This is a genomic window from Geodermatophilus sp. SYSU D01186, from assembly GCF_054050215.1.
In genome coordinates this window covers 1-15,779 of the sequence record NZ_JBJGYW010000061.1, presented here as the reverse complement: position 1 = coordinate 15,779, position 15,779 = coordinate 1, and the positions used below count along the sequence as shown (strand labels likewise).

Annotated in this window: 13 protein-coding genes; 7 read left to right on the top strand and 6 right to left on the bottom strand. The window is 75.5% G+C overall.

Annotated elements, in window-relative coordinates; genetic code table 11:
• Positions 1-142 precede the first annotated feature (142 nt).
• Positions 143-1,081, top strand: coding sequence for an aldo/keto reductase (locus tag ACI784_RS24665; RefSeq protein ID WP_457015264.1), 939 nt, complete (start codon positions 143-145; stop codon positions 1,079-1,081).
• Between the two features lie 21 nt (positions 1,082-1,102).
• Here the strand turns inward: ACI784_RS24665 and ACI784_RS24660 are convergent, their stop codons facing one another.
• The 6 genes from ACI784_RS24660 to ACI784_RS24635 form a co-directional block, all read right to left on the bottom strand.
• On the bottom strand, positions 1,103-1,264 hold the full coding sequence (locus tag ACI784_RS24660; RefSeq protein WP_456925883.1) for a hypothetical protein: 162 nt from the start codon (positions 1,262-1,264) through the stop codon (positions 1,103-1,105).
• Positions 1,261-1,536 carry a hypothetical protein gene (locus tag ACI784_RS24655; protein WP_457015263.1) on the bottom strand — a complete coding sequence of 92 codons (276 nt, stop codon included), beginning with the start codon at positions 1,534-1,536 and terminating at the stop codon, positions 1,261-1,263. Before ACI784_RS24655 ends, ACI784_RS24660 begins: the two co-directional genes overlap by 4 nt.
• 76 nt (positions 1,537-1,612) lie before the next feature.
• Complete coding sequence (locus ACI784_RS24650) at positions 1,613-1,894, bottom strand: phosphatase RsbU N-terminal domain-containing protein (protein WP_456925885.1); 282 nt, start codon at positions 1,892-1,894, stop codon at positions 1,613-1,615.
• Positions 1,891-2,289: an STAS domain-containing protein gene (locus ACI784_RS24645; protein WP_457015262.1), complete on the bottom strand. Its 399-nt coding sequence runs from the start codon at positions 2,287-2,289 to the stop codon at positions 1,891-1,893. The genes ACI784_RS24650 and ACI784_RS24645 overlap by 4 nt, the downstream gene beginning before the upstream one ends.
• Complete coding sequence (locus ACI784_RS24640) at positions 2,286-3,188, bottom strand: STAS domain-containing protein (RefSeq protein ID WP_456925887.1); 903 nt, start codon at positions 3,186-3,188, stop codon at positions 2,286-2,288. Before ACI784_RS24640 ends, ACI784_RS24645 begins: the two co-directional genes overlap by 4 nt.
• Positions 3,185-4,264, bottom strand: a complete 1,080-nt coding sequence (locus ACI784_RS24635; protein WP_456925888.1) for a sigma-70 family RNA polymerase sigma factor — start codon at positions 4,262-4,264, stop codon at positions 3,185-3,187. The genes ACI784_RS24640 and ACI784_RS24635 overlap by 4 nt, the downstream gene beginning before the upstream one ends.
• 283 nt (positions 4,265-4,547) lie before the next feature.
• Between ACI784_RS24635 and ACI784_RS24630 the strand changes: the two genes are divergently transcribed.
• The 6 genes from ACI784_RS24630 (at position 4,548) to ACI784_RS24605 (ending at position 15,661) form a co-directional block, all read left to right on the top strand.
• The gene (locus ACI784_RS24630) at positions 4,548-8,747 is read left to right on the top strand and encodes a PKD domain-containing protein (protein WP_457015261.1); all 4,200 of its coding nucleotides are present in this window, start codon (positions 4,548-4,550) and stop codon (positions 8,745-8,747) included.
• A 349-nt stretch (positions 8,748-9,096) separates the two neighbouring features.
• A complete protein-coding gene (locus tag ACI784_RS24625; protein ID WP_457015260.1) occupies positions 9,097-13,323 on the top strand; it encodes a PKD domain-containing protein in 4,227 nt (1,408 codons plus the stop codon).
• A gap of 238 nt (positions 13,324-13,561) precedes the next feature.
• The gene (locus ACI784_RS24620) at positions 13,562-13,708 is read left to right on the top strand and encodes a hypothetical protein (RefSeq protein ID WP_457015259.1); all 147 of its coding nucleotides are present in this window, start codon (positions 13,562-13,564) and stop codon (positions 13,706-13,708) included.
• Positions 13,705-14,406 (top strand): hypothetical protein, encoded by a 702-nt coding sequence (locus ACI784_RS24615; protein WP_457015258.1) that lies wholly within the window; start codon positions 13,705-13,707, stop codon positions 14,404-14,406. Before ACI784_RS24620 ends, ACI784_RS24615 begins: the two co-directional genes overlap by 4 nt.
• 153 nt (positions 14,407-14,559) lie before the next feature.
• The gene (locus ACI784_RS24610; protein ID WP_457015257.1) at positions 14,560-15,231 is read left to right on the top strand and encodes a prepilin peptidase; all 672 of its coding nucleotides are present in this window, start codon (positions 14,560-14,562) and stop codon (positions 15,229-15,231) included.
• A 217-nt stretch (positions 15,232-15,448) separates the two neighbouring features.
• Positions 15,449-15,661 (top strand): Flp family type IVb pilin, encoded by a 213-nt coding sequence (locus tag ACI784_RS24605; protein ID WP_457015265.1) that lies wholly within the window; start codon positions 15,449-15,451, stop codon positions 15,659-15,661.
• The last annotated feature ends 118 nt before the right edge of the window (positions 15,662-15,779 follow it).

Sequence of the window (15,779 nt, the reverse complement as noted above, 5' to 3'; positions counted from 1 at the left end):
CCCCCCCCCCCCCCCCCCCCCCCCCCGCCCCCCCCCCCCCCCCCCCCCCCCCCCCCCCCCGCCCCCCCCCCCCCCCCCCCCCCCCCCCCCCCCCCCCCCCCGGTGTCGCACCATCGGGCGTCGCCCAGAGGGAGGGACGGACGTGCACGCCGAGCTGGGACTGGGGCTGGCCGCCGTCGGCCGCCCGGCCTACATCACCGCGGGCCGGGACGCCGACCTGCCCGGCGACCGGACGCCGGCCGCCCTCCGGGCGCGGGCACACGACCTCCTCGACGCCGCTGCCCGGCTGGGCGTGCGCTACGTGGACGCGGCCCGCTCCTACGGCCTCGCCGAGGAGTTCCTCGCCTCCTGGCTGCGCGGCCGGACCGGGCCGCCGCCGTTCGTCGCCAGCAAGTGGGGCTACCGCTACACCGCCGACTGGCGGCCCGACGCCGTCCGGCACGAGGTCAAGGACCACGGCGGAGCCATGCTGCGCCGGCAGCTCGAGGAGTCCCGCGCGCTGCTGGGCCCGTGGCTACGGCTGTACCAGGTGCACTCCCTGACCCTCGACAGCCCGCTGTGGGACGACCGCGCGGTGCTGGCGGAGCTGGGCCGGCTCCGAGACGGCGGGATCGAGGTGGGGCTGTCGACGTCGGGCCCGGACCAGGCGGCCGCCGTCCGGCGGGCGCTGGAGATCGACGTCGACGGCCGGCCGCTGTTCGCCGCCGTGCAGAGCACCTGGAACCTCGCCGAGCCGTCCGTCGGCCCGGCGCTGGCGGAGGCGCACGCCGCCGGTCTGCGGGTCGTGGTCAAGGAGGCGCTGGCCAACGGCCGGCTCACGGACCGCGGCGCCGAGCCCGGCAGCCGGCTCGCCCAGGCGGCCCGCGAGCACGGGGTGGGCGTCGACGCGCTGGCCCTGGCCGCCGCTCTCACCCGGCCCTGGGCCGACGTCGTGCTCAGCGGGGCGGTGTCGGTCGCGCAGCTCGAGGCGAACGCCCGGGCCCGGGATCTGGCCGGCGCCGGGGAGGCGCTCAGCGGCCTGGTCGCGCCCCAGGACCCGCACGCCTACTGGTCGGAGCGCAGCCGGCTGCCCTGGACCTGAGCGATCGCGCCGCCGCGGGGCTCACCACCGGCGCAGCGCGCGGCGACCGGCCTGGTCCCGGCGCTCCGGGAACCACACGCCCTGATCGGCCCGGTCGACCCGCTCGAAGGCCCGGGCGTACCAGAGCGTCGTCCCGGTCGTCGAGACCGCCCACGCGGAGAGGGCCCACGCCAGCGCGCTCACGGCCGCTCCCGCCCGGCCAGGGGGTGCGAGGACTGCTCGGCCAGCGCGGCCCGCAACCGCTGGCCCATCCGCCGGCGCGCCTCGGCGCGCTCGCGCAGGAGGGCGGCCAGCGCCGGGTTGGCGGCCCGGCCGGCCCGCCGCTCCAGCACCGCGGCGGCCTCGGCGTACACGGCCGCCTGGCGCAGCTGCTCGACCAGCCCCGCGCCGGGGGTCCGCAGTGGCCCGCACGGTCGCGGCCGGCTGGAGTCATCGGTGGAGTGTCGGGTCGTCACTGTCGGCTTCCCCCCTCGTCGGCCGTCGCGCCGTCATCAGGAAGACGCCGCAGCCGCCGCGGGATGACGCGGGACCTCAGGCGGGGCCGCGCCGGGCCATGTCGTAGCTGGCCAGCACCTCGAGCAGGAAGGCCGACGCCGACCGGGCCACGCCGGCCACCTCGTCGGCGGAGCTGTCGCGGAGCACCTCGACGAGGACCTCGTGGTGCACCTGCACGACCTCCAGGAGGCCGCGGCCCTCGGCCAGGGCGCGGCGGCCGAGCTGGTAGCCGGCGGTGAGGGAGGACTCCTCCTGCCGGGACAGGTAGCGCAGGAAGGCCGGGCGGTAGTCGCGGAGCAGGTCCTCGTGCGCGGTCACGACGGCGGCCCCGACGGCGGCCCCGACGGAGCGGTCATCCGCCTCCCCAGCTCGGCGAGGCCCTCCTCGAGGTCGAGGGCGGTCGTCACCGAGCCGGTGTCCATGCCGAGTTCGACCATCGTGTACGCGACGTCGGGCTGGATGCCGACGACGACGGTGACCGCGCCGCGCAGCCGCGCCATCTCGGCGATGTCGCGCAGCGTGCGGGTGCCGAAGGAGTCCAGGACGTCGAGCGCGGCCACGTCGATGACGACCCCCCGCGCGCGGTCGGCGCCGATCCGCTCCACCAGGTCCCGCTGGAACCGCACCAGCTGGGAGTCGTCGAGGGCCGTGTGGACCGAGGCGATCAGGTTGGGGCCCTGCCGCAGGATCGAGAACAGGCGCGGACTGGTCACGGCCCACCGGCCCCGTCGTCCCGGGCGACCGAGTACCCCAGCAGCCGCTCGGCCTCCTCGAGGCCGCCCTGCAGGTCGCCGATGGTGTTCATCTTGGACAGGTCGACCCCGATGGTGACGAGTGTCTGCGCGATCTCCGGGGACAGCCCCGTGATGATGACGCTCGCGCCCATGAGGCGTGACGCGTCGACGGTCCGCACGAGGTGGTTGGCGACGGACTCGTCGACGTCCGGGACGCCGGTGATGTCGACGACGACGACCTTGGCGCGGTGCAGGCGGATGCCGCTGAGCAGCTGCACGGTCAGCTGCCGGGCGCGCTCGCGGTCGAGGATCCCGATGATCGGCAGGATGAGCAGCCGCTCGCGCACCGGCAGCACCGGCGTCGACAGCTCCCGGATGGAGTCCTGCTGCTGCCGGATGACCCGCTCGCGCTCCTCGACGAAGCTCACCGCGACGGTGTTGGCGATCCGGTTGGCGGCCGGCTCGTAGGCGTCCAGCACCCGGTTGAGCAGCGCGAAGTCCCGCTGGTACTTCTCGAACAGCGACCGGGCGAGGACGTCGCGCAGCAGCAGCACGATGCCGACGACCTCGTGGGTCTCCACGCCGCGGGGGATGATCCGCTCGGACAGGTCGCGGGCGTAGTGCTGCAGCGCCTCCACGCTGCCGGTCTCCAGCACCTCGACGTAGTTGTCGTAGACCAGCGTGGTCTCGGCGGCCATCTCCTGGGAGGTCATGGCCTGCAGCAGGTGTGCCTCCTGGATGCGCCGGGCCCACTCCTGGCGCAGCCGCGTGCGGTGCTCGCGGAGGTGCGCGACCAGCTGGGGCAGCAGACCGTCCAGGTCGAGCCCGGGGGCCCCGTCGGCCGCCGCGGTCACGGTCGGGTTCTCGTTCCGGCTCATGTCTCTCCCCGCCACTTGGTCATGGTCACCGTCGTGCCGCGGCCGGTCTCGGAGACCACCGCGAACTCGTCCATCAGCCGCCGCGCGCCGGGCAGCCCCAGCCCGAGCCCCTGGTAGGTGCTGTAGCCGTCCTGCAGCGCCTGCTCGACGTCGGGAATCCCGGGGCCGGCGTCGCGGGCGACGATCGAGATGCCGCCCCGTGGCTCGGACACCTCGGCCACCACCACCTCGCCGGAGTCGGCGAAGCGCACGATGTTGCGCGCCACCTCGGAGACGGCGGTGGCGATCAGCGTGATGTCGGTGGGGGAGAACCCCAGCCGGGTGGCCAGCTCCCGCGCGGCCTGGCGGGCGGAGACGATGTCGGCGTCGGTGCGGACGGCGACCCGCACGTCGTCGTCCCGCGCGCGGCCCCGCCCCACGAGCGGCCCCGACAGCCGCGCGCACACGGCGCACTCGAGCAGGTGGCGGGCCGCGTCGACCTCCCGCTGGCGCCGCCGGTCGCCGCTGGACAGCGCCAGGAGCACCGGCCGGCACCGCTCGGTCGGCGGCTCCACGCGCTCGGAGACCAGCAGGTACTCCACCCGCAGCCGGGCCCGCGTGCGGTTGAGCTGCGCGGCCACCGCGCCGGCCGTCGACCCGAGCTCGGCGGCCAGCGAGCGGGTGTCCTGACCCGCGACCTCGTGGGCGAGCAGGGTGTCGCGCTCGCGCTCGGACAGCCGGGTGAGCGCCTCGGCTACGGCCGCCCGGTCCTCCTGGGCGAGGACGTCCTCGTCGGGGGCGTCGGGTGGGCGCAGGTCCACGACGCGGTGCTGGTGGCGGCGCTGCCGGTCCTGGTCGCGCCACATCGAGGTGACGACGTTGCGGGCGGTCACGATGGCGTAGGGCTCGAGCATCCCGGGATCGATCCGCTCCGTCGCGGCGAGCACCCGGGCCAGCGTCTCCTGCACCAGGTCGTCGGCGGTCGCGGTGTCCGGCACGCGCGCGGCGACGATCCGGCGCACGAGGGGGATCAGGGCTGCGACGTCCGTAGACTCGCTGCCCTCCTCGTCCGCGCCCACCGGCTCGACGGCCGCCACCCGCGGGACGCTACCGCCGTCGACGGCCCCGCGCTGCGCCGGGCGCGCGCGGCCGCCGCGGGGGCGCGACCCGGCCGGCCGTGCATCCGTTCGGATGAACGTGGCCCCGGGAGGACCACCCCGATCTTGACGGTCCATCACCCACCGTGATGGTTTGCGCCAGCTTGTCACCAGTCCGGGGTGGTCGCACGCCCCGCAGGGACGGCTGTCCGTACTGTCGGTAACCATCTCGGGGGAGTCCCGCATGGCCTACAACGCAATCCCGCGCTCGAGGAGACAACGCGTGCGGAGGGCCGGTTCCGCGGCCCTCGGCGGCGCGCTCTCCGCCGGTCTCGTCGTCCTCGGGGTGGCGGTGCCCGGCACCGCCACCGCCGACACCCGGCCGGCCGCGGGCACCCCCGCCACGGTCTCCGCCGACGCCCTGGGCACCGTCCAGGTCAACGGCGTGGTCTGGGGGATGGTGACCGTCGGCAACACCGTCTACGCGACGGGCAGCTTCACCTCGGCCCGCCCGGCCGGCGCGGCCGCCGGCACGCAGGAGACGCCGCGGGCCAACCTGCTGGCCTTCGACATCCGCACCGGCGCGCTGGTGACGGGCTTCAACCACACGCTCAACGGCCAGGGGCGCACGATCGTCGCCTCGCCGGACGGCTCCCGGATCTACGTCGGCGGCGACTTCACCACCGTGGACGGCGTGGCCCGCGGGCACCTCGCGGCCTTCGACGTGGCCACCGGCAACCTGGTGCAGGGCTTCGCGCCGTCGCTGAACCGGTCGGTCATGTCGCTGATGACCTCCGGGTCGACCGTCTACGCCGGTGGTGACTTCACCACCGCTGCCGGGCAGACCCGCACCCGCCTGGCGGCGTTCAACGCCACCACGGGCGCGCTGACCCAGTGGGCGCCGAGCGCGAACTACACCGTCCGCGGCATGGTCATGGACCCGACGGGCACCCGCGTGGTCTTCGGCGGCCAGTTCTCCGAGGTCAACGGCACCCCGGCGATCGCGCTCGCCTCGGTGGACGCCGTCACCGGTGGGAACACCGACACGTGGGACTACGGCATCACCAACGCCGGCGACAACGGCGGCGTCTACAGCCTGGACACCGACGGCAAGAACGCCTACGCCAACCTGTACGGCTTCCAGGTCGGCAACATCGAGGGCACCGTCGCGTTGAACCCGACCACGCTCGACCTGGTCTGGATGAACGACTGCCACGGCGACCCGTACGACACGTGGTCCAACGGCACCGTCGTCTACCAGGCCGGGCACACCCACGACTGCGAGACCTCCGGCCACTTCCCGGACTCCGCCGTCGACCAGATCTGGAAGCGCGGCATCGCGATGTCGGTGGCCAGCACGGGCACCCTCAAGGCGACCACGCAGGTGCCGCGCTACACCAGCTGGGAGGGGCGGCCGCACCCGTCGGTCCTCAACTGGTACCCGACCCTGAACACCGGCACCGTCACCGGCCAGTTCCAGGGCCCCTGGACGGTCACCGGCGGGCAGAACTACGTCGTCTACGGCGGCGAGTTCACCACCGTGAACGGCCAGCAGCAGCAGGCCCTGGTGCGCTTCGCCGACCCGTCCATCGCGCCGAACCGGCGCGGGCCCGAGGTCACCGCGGCGGGCCTGCGGCCCAACGCCACCTCCACCACGGCCGGTACCGTCCGGGTGGCCTGGCGCTCGGCGTGGGACATGGACAACGAGGAGCTCACCTACTCGGTCTACCGGGACGGCGGCACCACGCCGATCGCCACCTTCACCGCGAAGTCCACCTGGTGGAACACGCCGCTGCTCACCTTCACCGACACCCGTCCGGCGGGCAGCACGGCGTCCTACCGGGTGGCGGTCAGCGACCCCTTGGGCAACACGGTGACCAGCTCGGCGTCCAACACGGTCACCGTCGCCGCGGCCACCAGCGCCTACGCCGGCACGATCCTCGCGGACTCGCCTGCCCAGTACTGGCGGCTCGGTGAGTCCTCCGGCACCAGCGCCTACGACCACGTCGGCACCACCAACCTGACGGAGGGCGCGGGGATCACCCGCGGAACCGCGGGCGCCGTCGCCGGTGACACCGCGATCACCGCCAACGGGACGGCGACCGGCATCGCGGCCGCCAGCACCACGGTGAAGACCCCGACGAACGCGTTCACCGTCGAGGCCTGGGTGAAGACCACCGGTCGCGGCGTCATCGCCCAGTACGGCGACTCGGCCACCGGGGCGAACACCACCAGCGACCGTGCCCTCTACGTCGACGCCGACGGCCGGCTCTCCTTCGGGCTGTCCCGGCGCAGCGGCTTCGGGCCGACGGCGACGACGACCTACACGACCGTGCGCAGCACCGCACCGGTCGCCGACGGGCAGTGGCACCACGTCGCCGCCACCGTCGGCACGGCCGGCACCGTCCTGTACGTCGACGGCGCGCAGGTGGCCGCCGACCCGGCGATGACCCGGGCCAACACCCGGCTCACGTCCGGCTACTGGATGGTCGGCAGTGGCACGCTGACGGGCTGGCCGCAGGCCCCGGCGAGCTCCTCGCTCTCCGGTGCGATCGACGAGGTCGCCGTCTACGCCGCCCCGCTCGCCGCGGACCGGGTCAAGGCGCACCACGCCGCCGCGAACGGCACCGTGCCCCCGCCCAACGCGGCACCGACGGCGGCGTTCACCGCGACCGCCAGCAACCTGGCCGTGGCGGTGGACGGGCGCGGGTCGGCCGACACCGACGGCACCGTGGCCGCCCACGCGTGGGACTTCGGCGACGGCGCGACCGGCACCGGGGCGACGGCGTCGCACACCTACGCCAGGGCCGGCACCTACACCGTCCGGCTCACGGTGACCGACGACGACGGCGCGACGGCGTCCACCTCCCGGGAGGTGACCGTGGCCGCGGCGACCCCGCCGGCCGACCCCGCGGCGCTGGCCTCCGACGCCTTCGGGCGGACCGTCTCCGGCGGGCTGGGCACGGCCGACGTGGGCGGCGCGTGGACGGCGACGGCCGGCGCCACCCGGCTGTCGGTGACCCCCGGCACGGCGGTGCTCTCGCTGCCGTCGGCGGGCAACAACACCGGCGCCCACCTGGGCGACGTGGCCGTCACGAGCGCCGACGTCCGCACGAAGGTCGCGCTGAGCTCGATGCCCACGGGCGGGGGCACGTACGTGTACGTGTCCGGCCGGCGGGTGTCGGCGGGCAACGAGTACCGGGTGCTGGTCAAGGTGGCTGCCAACGGTCAGGTCTCCCTGGTCCTGTCCCGGCTGGCCGGCAACGCGGAGGCCTGGCCCGGCGGCGAGGTCGTCGTCCCGGGGCTGACCTACACGGCCGGCACCGTGCTCAACGTGCGGGTCCAGGTCAGTGGCACGGGGACGACGACGGTGCGCGCCTCGGTGTGGGCCGACGGGCAGGCCGAGCCGGCCACGCCGCAGCTGGTCCGCACCGACACCACCGCGGCGCTCCAGGCCGCCGGCTCGGTGGGCGTCAGCGCCTACCGGCCGGCCAGCGCCACCGCGGCCACCGCGGTCCGCGTCTCCTCGTTCGCGGCCACCCCGGTGGGCGCGGGCGGCGGGCAGCCGCAGAACGCGGCGCCGACGGCGGCGTTCACCGCCAGCACCGACGGCCTGGCCGTGGCGGTGGACGGGCGCGGGTCGGCCGACACCGACGGCACCGTGGCCGCCCACGCGTGGGACTTCGGCGACGGGCAGCGCGGCACCGGGGCGACGGCGTCGCACACCTACGCCAGGGCCGGCACCTACACCGTCCGGCTCACGGTGACCGACGACGACGGCGCGACGGCGTCGGCCACCCGGGAGGTGACCGTGGCCGCGGCGACCCCGCCGGCCGACCCCGCGGTGTTCGCCTCCGACGCCTTCGGGCGGACCGTCTCCGGCGGGCTGGGCACGGCCGACGTGGGCGGCGCGTGGACGGCGACGGCCGGCGCCACCCGGCTGTCGGTGGCCCCTGGCGCGGCGGTGCTGAACCTGCCCTCGGCGGGGAACAACACCGGCGCCCACCTGGGCGACGTCGCGGTGACCAGTGCCGACATCCGGACGCAGCTGGCGCTGACCGCGATGCCGACCGCGGGTGCCACGTCGATGTACGTCGTGGGCCGGCGGATCGACGCCGCCAACGAGTACAAGGTCAACGTGAAGGTCGCCGCCAACGGTCAGGTCTCGATGATCCTGAACCGGCTCTCGGCCAACACGGAGGCCTGGCCGGGCGGCGAGGTCGTCGTCCCGAACCTGACCTACACCGCGGGCACCCTGCTCAACGTGCGGGTCCAGGTCAGTGGCACGGGGACGACGACGGTGCGCGCCTCGGTGTGGGCCGACGGGCAGGCCGAGCCGGCCACGCCGCAGCTGGTCCGCACCGACACCACCGCGGCGCTCCAGGCCGCCGGCTCGGTGGGCGTCAGCGCCTACCGGTCGGCCGGCAACACCGCGGCCACCGCGGTCCGCGTGACGGGGTTCAGCGTCCGCCCGGTCGGCTGACCCTCCGCACCACGACGGGAGCCCCCGTCGGAGCCCTCCCGGCTCCGGCGGGGGCTCCCTCGTGTCCGGCCCGGGGGCGGGTGGCCGGGGGTCGGCGCGCGGCCGGGAGGTGGGCGGTCACCCACCCGAACGGGTGGCCGGGCGGCCGGAACTCCCTCACCCTGAGTGAATCCCCCTCCGGACGGGGCGGGCGTCCCCGCAGGTCAGCACCGTATCGAGTGGGGTGACGCCCACTGTTCCCCGTCTTCTCGTCACGCTTAGTGTTCGGCGTTCGTCCGAGCGGACGGATCAGTGCTGGAACGACACGGGGGGCACCATGGGGGAGAGGGCGGCTGCTGCCGGGAGGAAGGTGATCGCGGCCTCGGTGGGTCTGCTGCTCGCCGGGGGCGTGCTCGGGACCCTGGTGCCCGGGTCGGCCCGCGCGGACTCGGCCCCGCTCGACGCGTCCGACCCCGCCACACCGGTCACGGTCACCGCGGACGCGTTGCCGACGGTCCAGATCAACGGTGTGGCCTGGGCGCAGGTCGTGGTCGGCGACACCGTCTACGTCGCAGGCTCGTTCAGCAGCGCCCGGCCGGCCGGTGCGGCAGCCGGCGTCGACGAGACCCCCCGCAGCAACATCCTGGCCTACGACATCCGCACCGGTCAGCTCATCACGTCCTTCGCTCCGAGTCTCAACGGGCAGGCACTGGCCTTGGCCGCCGCTCCCGACGGCTCCCGCATCTACGTGGGCGGCGACTTCACCCAGGTCGACGGCCAGCCCCGCAACCGCATCGCCGCGCTCACGCCGGCCGGCGCGCTGGACGGCAGCTGGCGGCCCGCCGTCAACGGCCAGGTGCGGGCGATCGTCGCGACCGCCTCGACGGTGTACTTCGGCGGCAACGTCTCCGCGGTCGGCGGCGTCAGCCGCACCCGGCTGGCCGCTGTCTCCGCGACCGACGGATCCCTGCGGCCGTGGGCTCCGGTGCCGGGCTACGGCTCGACCGCCGGCAACAAGGACGGCAACACCACGCTGACCAACGAGGTCCTCTCGATGGTGCTGACCGGCGACGGTTCGCAGGTCGTCGTCGCGGGTCGCTTCGACACCATGAACGGCGTCCGGGCCACGGGCGTCGCCGCCCTCGACGCGGGTGGCACCGGTGCCGGCCGCCCCTTCGCGATCAACCAGCAGCTCACCAACCAGGGCGTCAACTCAGCCATCTGGAGCCTGTCCACCGACGGGTCGACCGTGTACGGCACCGGCTACAACTTCTCCGGCCCGGGCAACCTCGAGGGCACCTTCGCCGCCACCGCCGACGGCGGGCGCCTGAGGTGGATCAACGACTGCTACGGCGACACGTACTCCACCTACGCCATGGCCGGTGCCCTGTACCAGGCCACGCACGCGCACAACTGCACGAACATCGGCAGCTTCCCCGAGCAGACGCCTCAGGTGTGGAAGCGGGGGACCGCCCTCAGCACGGCCCCCGTCGGCATCGTGGGGAACGCGCCGCCGGGCAGCCCGGTGTGGCGCAAGCAGCCGGCACCCGCGGTGCTGCCGTGGTTCCCGACCATGGCCGCCGGGACCGCCACCGGTCAGTTCCAAGCCGGCTGGACCGTCACCGGCAACGGCCGGTACGTCGTCTACGGCGGCGAGTTCCCGACGGTCAACGGCGTCGGCCAGCAGGGCCTGGTCCGCTTCGCCGTGCCCACGATCGCCCCGAACCGCGTCGGGCCCGACGTGTCCGACCTGGCGCCCACCGCGACCGTCCTCGAGAACGGGACCGTCCGCGTGGCCTGGCGGGCCGCGCACGACATGGACAACGAGAACCTCACCTACCGGGTCCACCGGGACGGCGTCACGACGACGCCGGTGGCCACGCTCACCCGGCCGTCGGAGTGGTGGGACCGCCCGATGCTGGGCTGGACCGACAGCGGCGTCACCGCGGGGACGCACACCTACCGGGTGACCGTGTCCGACCCGGCGGGCAACTCCGCGTCCACCGGGTGGGTCTCGGTGTCCGTGCCGACCGGCGGCGGCACCGTGCGGCCCTACTCGTCGACGGTGCGGGCCGACGGTGCGACGTCCTACTGGCCGCTCGGCGAGCGGACCGGCACGACCGGCTTCGACCGGGCCGGGGGCGACGACGCGCAGATGTTCTCCCGGGTCACCCGCGGCGTCGCCGGGGCCATCACCGGGGACGCCGACACCGCGGTGTCGCTCGACGGGTCAGCGGGTGGCTACCTGGCGACCACCACCCCGGCGGCCGCGCCGCAGACCTTCAGCGTCGAGTTCTGGTTCGCCACCACGACGCGGGCCGGCGGCCGGTTCGTCGGCTTCGGCGACCTCCGCCAGGGCTACAGCACCAACCAGGACCGGCTGGTCTACATGGACACGGCCGGGCGGCTGACCTTCGGCGTGTGGCCGCTGGAGAGCCGGGGCGTCACCTCGCCCGCCGCGTACAACGACGGCCGCTGGCACCACGTCGTCGGCACGCTGGGCGGCAACGGGCTGCGGCTCTACGTGGACGGCGCCCTCGTCGCGTCCCGGACCGACACCACCAGGGCCTACCACATGGTCGGCTACTGGCGGATCGGTGGTGACAAGACCTGGGACGCCGCCCAGTTCGTCGCCGCGCGGATGGACGAGGTGGCCATCTACCCGACCGCACTGGCCGCGGACCGGATCGCCAGCCACCACGCCCTCGGCACGACCGGGCGGCCGATCAACACCACGCCCACCGCGTCGTTCACCGCGCAGAGCAGTGCGCTGACCGTCGCAGTCGACGGGACGGCGTCCGCGGACACCGATGGGCGGGTGACCGGGTACTCGTGGAACTGGGGTGACGGCACCCCGGCGGGCTCGGGGGCCACGGCCACCCACACCTATGCCGCCGGTGGCACGTACACCGTCACGCTCACCGTCACGGACGACGCCGGCGCCACGGCGACGACGCAGCGGCAGGTCAGCGTGGTGGCCCCGCCGTCCAACCAGCTGCCGACGGCCGCCTTCACCACCGCGCCCCTGGGCCTGGTGGTGGCGGTGGACGGCGCCGGCTCGAGCGACCCCGACGGCCGGATCGCCTCCCACGCGTGGGACTTCGGCGACGGGCAGCGCGGCACGGGGATCACGGCGTCGCACACCTACGCCGCGGCAGGCACGTACACCGTCCGGCTCACGGTCACCGACGAGCGCGGCGGCACGGCGACGACCACGCGGTCGGTCACCGTGGCGGCCGCGGCCGCGCCGCTCACCGCTGGGGACACCTTCAACCGCACGGTGTCCGGGGGCTGGGGCAGCGCGGACGTCGGCGGCGCGTGGACCGCGTCGGTCGGCGCACCGCGGCTGTCGGTGACCCCCGGCACGGCGGTGCTGTCCCTGCCGTCGGCGGGCAACAACACCGGCGCCCACCTGGGCGGGGTGTCCGCGACCGACGTCGACGTGCGGACGTCGTTCACCCTGAGCGCGATGCCGACCGGCGGGGGCACGTACGTGTACGTCTCCGGCCGGCGGGTGTCGGCGGGCAACGAGTACCGCGTGCTGGCGAAGGTGGCCGCGGACGGCCGGGTCTCGCTCACGCTGTCCCGGCTCGCCGGTGGCGTGGAGGCCTGGCCCGGCGGCGAGGTCGTCGTCCCGGGGCTGACCTACACGCCCGGCACGACGCTGAACGTGCGGGTCCAGGTCTCCGGGACCGGACCGACCGACATCAGGGCGACGGTGTGGGCCGACGGGCAGGCCGAGCCGGCCGCTCCGCAGCTGGTCCGCACCGACGTCACCGCGGCGCTGCAGGCACCGGGTGCGGTCGGCCTGGCCGCCTACCGGCCGACCAGCGCCACCGTGGCGACCGCCGTGCGCGTGACGGCGTTCACCGTCCGCCCGGCCGGGGCCGAGCCCGCACCGCAGCCGCAGCCGGAGCCCCAGCCGGAGCCGGAGCCTCAGTCACCGGCCGATCCCGCGGTGCTGGCCTCCGACGCCTTCGGGCGGACCGTCTCCGGCGGGCTGGGCACGGCCGACGTGGGCGGCGCGTGGACGGCGACGACGGGCGCCACCCGGCTGTCGGTGACCCCGGGCGCGGCGGTGCTGAACCTGCCGTCGGCGGGCAACAACACCGGCGCCCACCTGGGCGACGTGGCCGTCACGAGCGCCGACGTCCGCACGAAGGTCGCGCTGAGCTCGATGCCGACCGGTGCGGGCACGTACGTGTACGTCTCGGGTCGGCGGCTGTCGGCGGGCAACGAGTACCGGGTGCTGGTCAAGGTGGGCGCGGACGGCCGGGTGTCACTGACGCTGTCCCGGCTGGCCGGCAACGCGGAGGCCTGGCCCGGCGGCGAGGTCGTCGTCCCGGGGCTGACCTACACGCCCGGCACGACGCTGAACGTGCGGGTCCAGGTCTCGGGGACCGCCACCACCACGGTGAACGCCTCGGTCTGGGCCGACGGGCAGGCCGAGCCGGCCACGCCGCAGCTGGTCCGCACCGACACCACCGCGACGCTCCAGGCCGCCGGCTCGGTGGGCATCTCCGCCTACCGGCCGGCCAGCGCCACCGCGGCCACCGCGGTCCGGGTCACCTCGTTCGCGGTGACCGCGGTGCGCTGACCCCACCGCACCCCGATCGCCGGGGGCCGCTGTCACGCGGCCCCCGGCGATCGGCGTCTGCGCGTCCGGAGACGGTCACCCACCGCGAGATGAGCTTCCCCCCGTGGGAGGATCCTCACCGTCCGTCACCGGATCGTGTGATCCCAGCGGGGGTCGACCCGTGCCATCGTCACCGTCGGTACACGTCGATCACGAGGGTGGTCGGCGCTCGTGTACGACGCACGTGGGGGAATCAGCGATGAGTGCATCGTCCACCGGCGCGCTGCAGACGCCGGGGGCGGTGGGCCTGACGGCCTACCGTCCGAGCAACGCCACCCGCCCGAGCAGCGCCGCCGACGCCACCGCCGTGCGGGTTCCCGCCTCCAGCGTCCGGCCGGTCCCGTGAGCCGCCGGTCCGCCCCAGGGCGCGGTAGCCGGTCGCTGCTGCTCCGCCGCGGGCTCCCGGTGGTCGTGCTGCTGGCCGTGGCCGCCGGGCTGGTGGTCTGGCTGACCGGTCCGGGCGACGACCAGCGGTCAGGGACCGCTGCGGCGCCGACCACCTCCGCCGCCGCGGACCCGACGGCCGAGCCCGGCGCCGAGGCCGAGCCCACGCCCACGGAGTCGCCGGCGCCGGTGACCGTGGCGGCCGCACCGTCCGTGGTCGCCCGGGAGGGCGTGCCGGAGGCGGAGCGCACGGTGGCGGCCGCGCCCGCGGAGTTCACCACCTCCGCAGAGTGGGCCGACGGGGTGTCGGTGCGGGTCGCCGAGGCCCGCCAGCAGGTCTCCGCGGGCTCCGGCCCCGGCGCCCTCGCCGGGCAGCCGCAGACGGTGTTCACCCTCGAGCTCACCAACGGCTCCGGGGCACCGTTGGACGTCAACGCGGTGGTCGTGCAGGCCGTCTACGCGGCAGGGGCGTCGCAGGCCGCCCCGCTGTACGACCGCGACACGGTGGACTTCGCCGGCGTGCTGGAGCCGGGGGCCGGCGCCACCGCGATCTACTCCTTCGCCATCCCGGCCGACCAGCTCGGCGACGTCGCCCTCTCCGTCGACGTCGACGGGCACCGCTTCCCGGCCGTCTTCAGCGGGGCCGTCCCGACCCGCTGACCGGGCGATGGCCCGAGCCGCCGTCGTGCATCCCCCGGTGCGTGGCGGCGGCTCGTCGTCGTCCCCGGGCGGAATCCCCCGACAGGGTGAGGTGCGCTGCCGGGTGCCGGCCCGTCGCCGTGCCATCGTGACGAGCGTGGGAGCGCAGAGCCGGTGAGCGCGGCCGTCGTCGTCGCCGCAGCTGCGGTGGGGGCCGTCGTGGGCGTCCTCGTCAACCGCGCTGCCGGCCGGTTCCCGTGGCCGGCGGGAGCCCGGCTGAGCGACGTCCTCGCCCCGGGCGCGGCCGCGGTCCCACGACCGCTGCTCGAGATCGTCACCGCAGCGCTGTTCGCGCTCGTCGGCCGGGCGTTCGGGCTCTCGTGGGAGGTGCCGGCCTTCCTCCTGCTGGCCGGCGCCGGGGTCCTGCTCGCCGTCGTCGACCTGCGTCACCGGCTGCTCCCGAACCGGGTGGTGCTGCCCTCGCTGGCGGGAGGTGCGGCGCTGCTGGTGCTCCCGGCCGCGCTGGACGGCGCCTGGCCGGCGCTGCTGCGGGCGGTGCTGGGCGCCGCGGCGCTCTTCGCGGCCTTCCTCGTCCTCGCACTGGTCTCGCCCAGCGGACTCGGGATGGGCGACGTCAAGCTCGCCGCCGTGCTCGGCCTGTACCTCGGCTGGCTGGGCTGGCCGGCGGTCGCCCTGGGCGCGGCGGCCGGGTTCGTCGTCCAGGCCGTGGTCGCCCTCGGCCTGCTCGTCACCCGCCGGATCGGGCTGCGCGGCGAACTCCCCTTCGGCCCGGCCATGCTGGCCGGTGCCGCGGTGGCGATCGGCTGGAGCGCGCTGGTCCCCTGAGGGCGGGGCGCGCGCCCGACGGCCCGTCCCGGCGGACGCCGGTCACACCGCGTGAGACCGGTGCTCGGTCGCACACCCCGGAGAGGGGCCCGTGTCATCCGACCGGGTGGTGGTCCCTCAAGTCGGCGCGCGGCCGTACCGACAGCACTCCCACTGCCGCGAGGCCGGGTCGACCGACCCGGACCGGCCGGCGCCCGTCCCCCAGGGAGTACCCGTGATGCACCCGTACGCCGCCCTCGTCACCCTCGTCGCCTTCGCCAAGGAGCGCCTGGAGCGTGAGGAGAAGGGCGCCACCGCCGTCGAGTACGGCCTGCTGGTCGGCCTGATCGCCGTCGCGATCATCGCGACCGTCGTGCTGCTGGGGGGTGAGCTCGACAAGCTGTTCACCACGGTCAAGAACGAGCTGACCAAGGCCAACACCGCCGGCTGACCCGGCCCCACCGCAGCTGCCACGGCGGGGGGGGCCCCCGCCCCCCCCGGGGGCCCCCGCGCCCCTCAACCCCGCCAACTCGAATGTGGTCCTGGGGGGCCGGGGGCGCCCCCGGTGT